Raw genomic sequence first — 6,262 nt, forward strand, 5'->3', positions numbered from 1 at the left:
TTAGCTCTTCTCCCTCTTCGCGCCGTAGCGGCTGCGGGCCTGCTTGCGGTTGCGGACACCCTGGGTGTCCAGCGAGCCGCGGATGATCTTGTAGCGAACACCAGGCAGGTCCTTCACACGACCGCCACGCACGAGCACGATGGAGTGCTCCTGCAGGTTGTGACCAACACCGGGGATGTAGGCCGTGACCTCGATGCCGTTCGTGAGCCGAACGCGGGCCACCTTGCGCAGTGCCGAGTTGGGCTTCTTCGGAGTCGTCGTGTAAACGCGCTGGCACACGCCGCGCCGCTGCGGACTCCCCTTGAGGGCAGGAGTCTTGGTCTTTGAGACCTTGTCCTGCCGGCCCTTACGGACCAACTGCTGAATAGTGGGCACTGCCACTCCGTTCGTGCTTGGCCGGTTTACGTTGTTGGGTGAAGCGATTCGCAGGTTCTGCCGGTGTCATGACCTGCTGGTTTATCTTGTCTCGGCGCCCCCGCGCTCGGGCGTGTCGCGCTATTCACACAGACACATCCGCGAGGATTACGAGCCAGGAAGCCGTCCCGTGTCGCAATGAGCGCACGGTCGAGAGCCCGCAAGAAGACGGGCACGATGCTCAAGACTACCCAGGCCCGTGCGACACGTCAAAACGGCGCGGCAAAGCGGACAAGCCTTGCCACTCCGGATCGCCGGGGCCTATTTCATCCAGCCCATCTACAGCTCCACCGCTAATGATATAGCCCCCTCGGGTGTGCCGTCTCCAAGACCCCGAAGTGGGCCCACAGAGCGCCGTAACGGCGCTCTGCCACTGAAGGGCTCAGCCACCGTCTCCCCTGGAAGGCCCTCAGCCACGGACGGCGTCTGGGGCGGCCACGGCAGCGCGTACGAGATGGGTGGGGTTGTCGTACGGCACAAAAGCAGCGCGCCCGGGCCCCTCCTGCGAGAGACCCGGGCGCGTCACCTGGCGGCGACTAAGAAATCACCGGTTGTACTGGCCGAAGTCGTACTCCTCCAGCGGGACGGCCTCACCGCTGCCGGTGCCGAAGGTGTAGTCGGCGGCGGAGCCGTCGTAGCCACCCACGGTGTACATGGCGGCCTTGGCCTCCTCGGTGGGCTCCACCCGGATGTTGCGGTATTGCGGCATGCCCGTGCCGGCCGGGATGAGCTTACCGATGATGACGTTCTCCTTCAGGCCCAGGAGCGAGTCGGACTTGGCGTGGATCGCCGCGTCCGTCAGGACCCTGGTCGTCTCCTGGAAGGAGGCCGCCGACAGCCACGACTCGGTGGCCAGCGACGCCTTCGTGATGCCCATGAGCACCGGACGGCCGGCGGCCGGGGAGCCGCTCTCCGCCACGGTCTCGCGGTTCATCTGCTCGAAGCGCGGCCGCTCCACGAGCTCGCCGGGCAGCAGGTCGGTGTCACCGGACTCGAGCACGTTCACGCGCTTGAGCATCTGCCGCACGATGATCTCGATGTGCTTGTCGTGGATCGACACACCCTGCGAGCGGTAGACCTGCTGGACCTCCGCCACCAGGTGCAGCTGCACGGCCCGCGGGCCGAGGATGCGCAGCACCTCGTTGGGGTTGACCGCACCGGCGACGAGCTGCTGGCCGACCGTGACGCGCTGGCCTTCCTGGATGAGCAGGCGCGAACGCATCGAGACCGGGTAGGCGATCTCCTCCGACCCGTCGTCGGGGGTGATGACGATCTTCCTGGTCTTGTCGGTCTCGTCGATCCGGACCCGGCCCTCGGCCTCGGAGATCGGGGCGACACCCTTGGGGATGCGCGCCTCGAACAGCTCCGTGACACGGGGCAGACCGTGGGTGATGTCGGCGCCGGCCACACCACCGGTGTGGAACGTACGCATGGTCAGCTGCGTGCCGGGCTCACCGATCGACTGGGCGGCGATGATGCCGACCGCCTCGCCGACGTCCACGAGCTTGCCGGTGGCCAGCGAGCGGCCGTAGCAGGTCGCGCAGACACCGATCTTCGCCTCGCAGACGAGCGCGCTGCGCGTCCGGACGGTCTCGATGCCGGCCTCGACCAGCGCGTTGACGTGGTTGTCGTTGATGTCGACACCCGCCGGAGCGATGATCTTGCCGTCCACCTCGACGTCCTCGGCCAGGATGCGACCGTGCACGTTGGACTCGGCGTTCTCCGCCTTGACCAGGGTGCCCGTGGAGTCGCGCTCGCCGACGTGCAGCGGGACCGCGCGGTCGGTGCCGCAGTCGATCTCACGCACGATGACGTCCTGCGCGACGTCCACCAGACGACGGGTCAGGTAACCCGAGTCGGCGGTACGCAGGGCGGTGTCGGCCAGACCCTTCCGCTGTCCGTGGGTGGAGATGAAGTATTCCAGCACCGACAGGCCCTCGCGGAACGAGGCCTTGATCGGCCGCGGGATCGTCTCACCCTTGGTGTTGGACACCAGGCCACGGATGCCGGCGATCTGCCGGACCTGCATCTTGTTACCACGGGCGCCGGAGTTGACCATCATCCAGACCGGGTTGGTCGCCGGGAAGGCGTTGACCATGTCGGTCTCGACGTCGGCCGTCGCGTGCGTCCAGATCTCGATGAGCTCCTGACGGCGCTCTTCGTCGGTGATCAGACCGCGCTCGTACTCGCGCTGGACCTTGTCGGCCCGGCGCTCGTAGTTCTCCATGATGTCGGTCTTGTTCGGGGGCGCGACGACGTCCTCGATCGAGATGGTGACACCGGAACGGGTCGCCCAGCGGAAGCCGGCGTCCTTGAGCGCGTCGAGCGAGTTGGCGACCTCGATCTTGGGGTAGGTCTCCGCCAGCTCGTTCACGATGGTCGACAGCTGCTTCTTGCCGACCTGGAAGTCGACGAAGGGGTAGCTGGCCGGCAGCGTCTGGTTGAACAGGCACCGCCCGAACGTCGTCTCGAGCCGGAGCGGGTCGCCCTGCTCCCAGCCCTCGGGAGCGACCCACTCGCGCGGCGGCAGGACGTCCTTGAGCCGGATCTGGATCTTCGCCTGAATCTCCAGCTCGCGGCGGTCGAAGGCCATCTGCGCCTCGGCGATGGAGCCGAACACGCGGCCCTCGCCCAGCGCGCCTTCCTTCTGGGTGGTCAGCCAGTAGAGGCCGATGACCATGTCCTGGGTGGGCATCGTCACGGGCTTGCCGTCGGCCGGCTTGAGGATGTTGTTGGTCGAGAGCATCAGGATGCGTGCCTCGGCCTGGGCCTCAGCCGACAGCGGCAGGTGCACGGCCATCTGGTCGCCGTCGAAGTCCGCGTTGAACGCGGTGCAGACGAGCGGGTGGATCTGGATGGCCTTGCCCTCGACCAGCTGCGGCTCGAACGCCTGGATGCCCAGGCGGTGGAGCGTCGGAGCACGGTTGAGCAGCACGGGGTGCTCGGTGATGACCTCTTCGAGCACGTCCCACACCACGGGGCGGGCGCGCTCGACCATCCGCTTGGCCGACTTGATGTTCTGCGCGTGGTTGAGGTCCACGAGCCTCTTCATCACGAACGGCTTGAACAGCTCCAGCGCCATCTGCTTGGGCAGACCGCACTGGTGCAGCTTGAGCTGCGGACCGACGACGATGACCGAACGGCCGGAGTAGTCGACTCGCTTGCCCAGCAGGTTCTGGCGGAAACGACCCTGCTTACCCTTCAGCATGTCGCTGAGGGACTTCAGCGGCCGGTTGCCGGGACCGGTGACCGGGCGACCGCGACGGCCGTTGTCGAACAGCGCGTCGACGGCCTCCTGGAGCATCCGCTTCTCGTTGTTCACGATGATCTCGGGCGCGCCGAGGTCGAGCAGACGCTTGAGGCGGTTGTTCCGGTTGATGACCCGGCGGTACAGGTCGTTGAGGTCGGAGGTCGCGAACCGGCCACCGTCGAGCTGCACCATCGGGCGCAGGTCCGGCGGGATGACCGGGATGCAGTCGAGCACCATGCCGCGCGGCGAGTTGGTCGTGTTGAGGAACGCCGACACGACCTTGAGCCGCTTGAGCGCACGGGCCTTCTTCTGGCCCTTGCCGCTGCGGATGGTCTCGCGCAGGTTCTCGGACTCGACGTCGAGATCGAAGTTGATCAGACGGTCCTGGATGGCCTGCGCGCCCATGCCGCCCTTGAAGTAGCGGCCGAAGCGGTCACGCATCTCGCGGTAGAGCAGCTCGTCGCCCTCGAGGTCCTGGACCTTGAGGTTCTTGAAGCGGCTCCAGACCTCGTCGAGCCGGTCCAGCTCACGCTGGGCCCGGTCGCGGAGCTGGCGCATCTCGCGCTCGGCGCCCTCGCGGACCTTGCGGCGCTGGTCGCCCTTGGCGCCGGCGGCCTCGAGCTCGCCCAGGTCGCTCTCGAGCTTCTTCTGCCTGGCCTCGACGTCGGCGTCGCGGCGCTGCTCGATGTGCTGCCGCTCGACGGAGATCTTCGCCTCCAGCGACGGCAGGTCACGCTCACGCATCTCGGTGTCGACATGCGTGATCATGTAGGCCGCGAAGTAGATGACCTTCTCCAGGTCCTTCGGGGCCAGGTCGAGCAGGTAGCCGAGGCGCGACGGGACGCCCTTGAAGTACCAGATGTGCGTGACGGGCGCGGCCAGCTCGATGTGGCCCATCCGCTCACGACGCACCTTGGCGCGAGTCACCTCGACGCCACAGCGCTCACAGATGATGCCCTTGAACCGGACGCGCTTGTACTTACCGCAGTAGCACTCCCAGTCGCGGGTCGGACCGAAGATCTTCTCGCAGAAGAGCCCGTCCTTTTCCGGCTTGAGGGTTCGGTAGTTGATGGTCTCGGGCTTCTTGACCTCGCCGTGCGACCACTGACGGATGTCGTCGGCGGTCGCAAGACCGATCCTGAGCTCGTCGAAGAAGTTGACGTCCAACATTTGTGCGATCTCCCCCTCAGACTTCTTCCACGCTGCTCGGCTCACGCCGGGACAGATCGATACCGAGCTCCTCCGCGGCGCGGAAGACGTCCTCGTCGGTGTCACGCATCTCGATGGACATGCCGTCGCTGGAGAGCACCTCGACGTTCAGGCACAGCGACTGCATTTCCTTGATGAGGACCTTGAAGGACTCCGGGATGCCCGGCTCGGGAATGTTCTCGCCCTTGACGATGGCCTCGTAGACCTTCACCCGGCCGAGAACGTCGTCGGACTTGATGGTCAGCAGCTCCTGCAGGGCGTAGGCGGCGCCATACGCCTCCAGCGCCCACACCTCCATCTCACCGAAGCGCTGCCCACCGAACTGGGCCTTGCCGCCGAGCGGCTGCTGGGTGATCATGGAGTACGGGCCGGTCGAACGCGCGTGGATCTTGTCGTCGACCAGGTGGAGCAGCTTGAGGATGTAGATGTAACCGACCGAGATCGGATACGGGAACGGCTCGCCGGAGCGGCCGTCGAACAGCTGGGCCTTGCCGCTCTGCTGCACCATCCGGTCACCGTCACGGTTGGGGATGGTGGCGTCGAGCAGGCCGACGATCTCTTCCTCGTGAGCACCGTCGAAGACCGGCGTGGCCATGTTGGTACGCGGGGCGACCTGTTCGAAGCCCTTGTCGCGCAGCCGCTCGGCCCACGCCTCCTGGATGCCGGAGATGTCCCACCCTCTGGCGGCGATCCACCCTAGGTGGGTCTCCAGCACCTGGCCGACGTTCATCCGGCCGGGCACGCCCAGCGGGTTGAGGATGATGTCGACGGGGGTGCCGTCGTCCAGGAACGGCATGTCCTCGACCGGCAGGATCTTGGAGATGACGCCCTTGTTGCCGTGGCGGCCGGCGAGCTTGTCACCGTCGGTGATCTTACGCTTCTGGGCCACGTAGACACGGACCAGCTCGTTGACACCCGGCGGAAGCTCGTCGCCCTCCTCACGGGAGAACACGCGGACCCCGATGACCTTGCCCTGCTCGCCGTGCGGCACCTTCAACGAGGTGTCACGCACCTCACGGGCCTTCTCACCGAAGATCGCGCGCAGCAGCCGCTCCTCCGGGGTCAGCTCGGTCTCGCCCTTGGGCGTGACCTTGCCGACCAGGATGTCGCCGGGAACCACCTCGGCGCCGATCCGGATGATGCCCCGCTCGTCGAGGTCGGCCAGGACCTCTTCGGAGACGTTGGGGATGTCGCGGGTGATCTCCTCCGGGCCCAGCTTGGTGTCACGGGCGTCGACCTCGTGCTCCTCGATGTGGATCGAGGAAAGGACGTCGTCCTGGACCAGCCGCTGGGACAGGATGATCGCGTCTTCGTAGTTGTGACCCTCCCACGGCATGAACGCCACGAGCAGGTTCTTGCCCAGCGCCATCTCACCCTGGTCGGTGCACG

At 66.4% G+C, this 6,262-nt stretch carries 3 protein-coding genes; all 3 read right to left on the minus strand.

Annotation, left to right across the window (positions count from 1 at the left end; translation table 11 throughout):
• Entirely contained in the window at nt 1-375 is a 375-nt protein-coding gene (rpsL, locus tag C4V41_RS38365; RefSeq protein WP_049572713.1) for a 30S ribosomal protein S12, read from the minus strand.
• A 583-nt stretch (nt 376-958) separates the two neighbouring features.
• Nucleotides 959-4,834, minus strand: a complete 3,876-nt coding sequence (locus tag C4V41_RS38370) for a DNA-directed RNA polymerase subunit beta' (RefSeq protein ID WP_103960891.1) — start codon at nt 4,832-4,834, stop codon at nt 959-961.
• Between the two features lie 16 nt (nt 4,835-4,850).
• Nucleotides 4,851-6,262 (minus strand): DNA-directed RNA polymerase subunit beta (locus C4V41_RS38375; protein ID WP_456093862.1); only part of this gene is annotated, 1,412 nt, incomplete at its 5' end.

It is taken from the genome of Nonomuraea solani (assembly GCF_900108335.1).
GTDB lineage: Bacteria > Actinomycetota > Actinomycetes > Streptosporangiales > Streptosporangiaceae > Nonomuraea > Nonomuraea solani.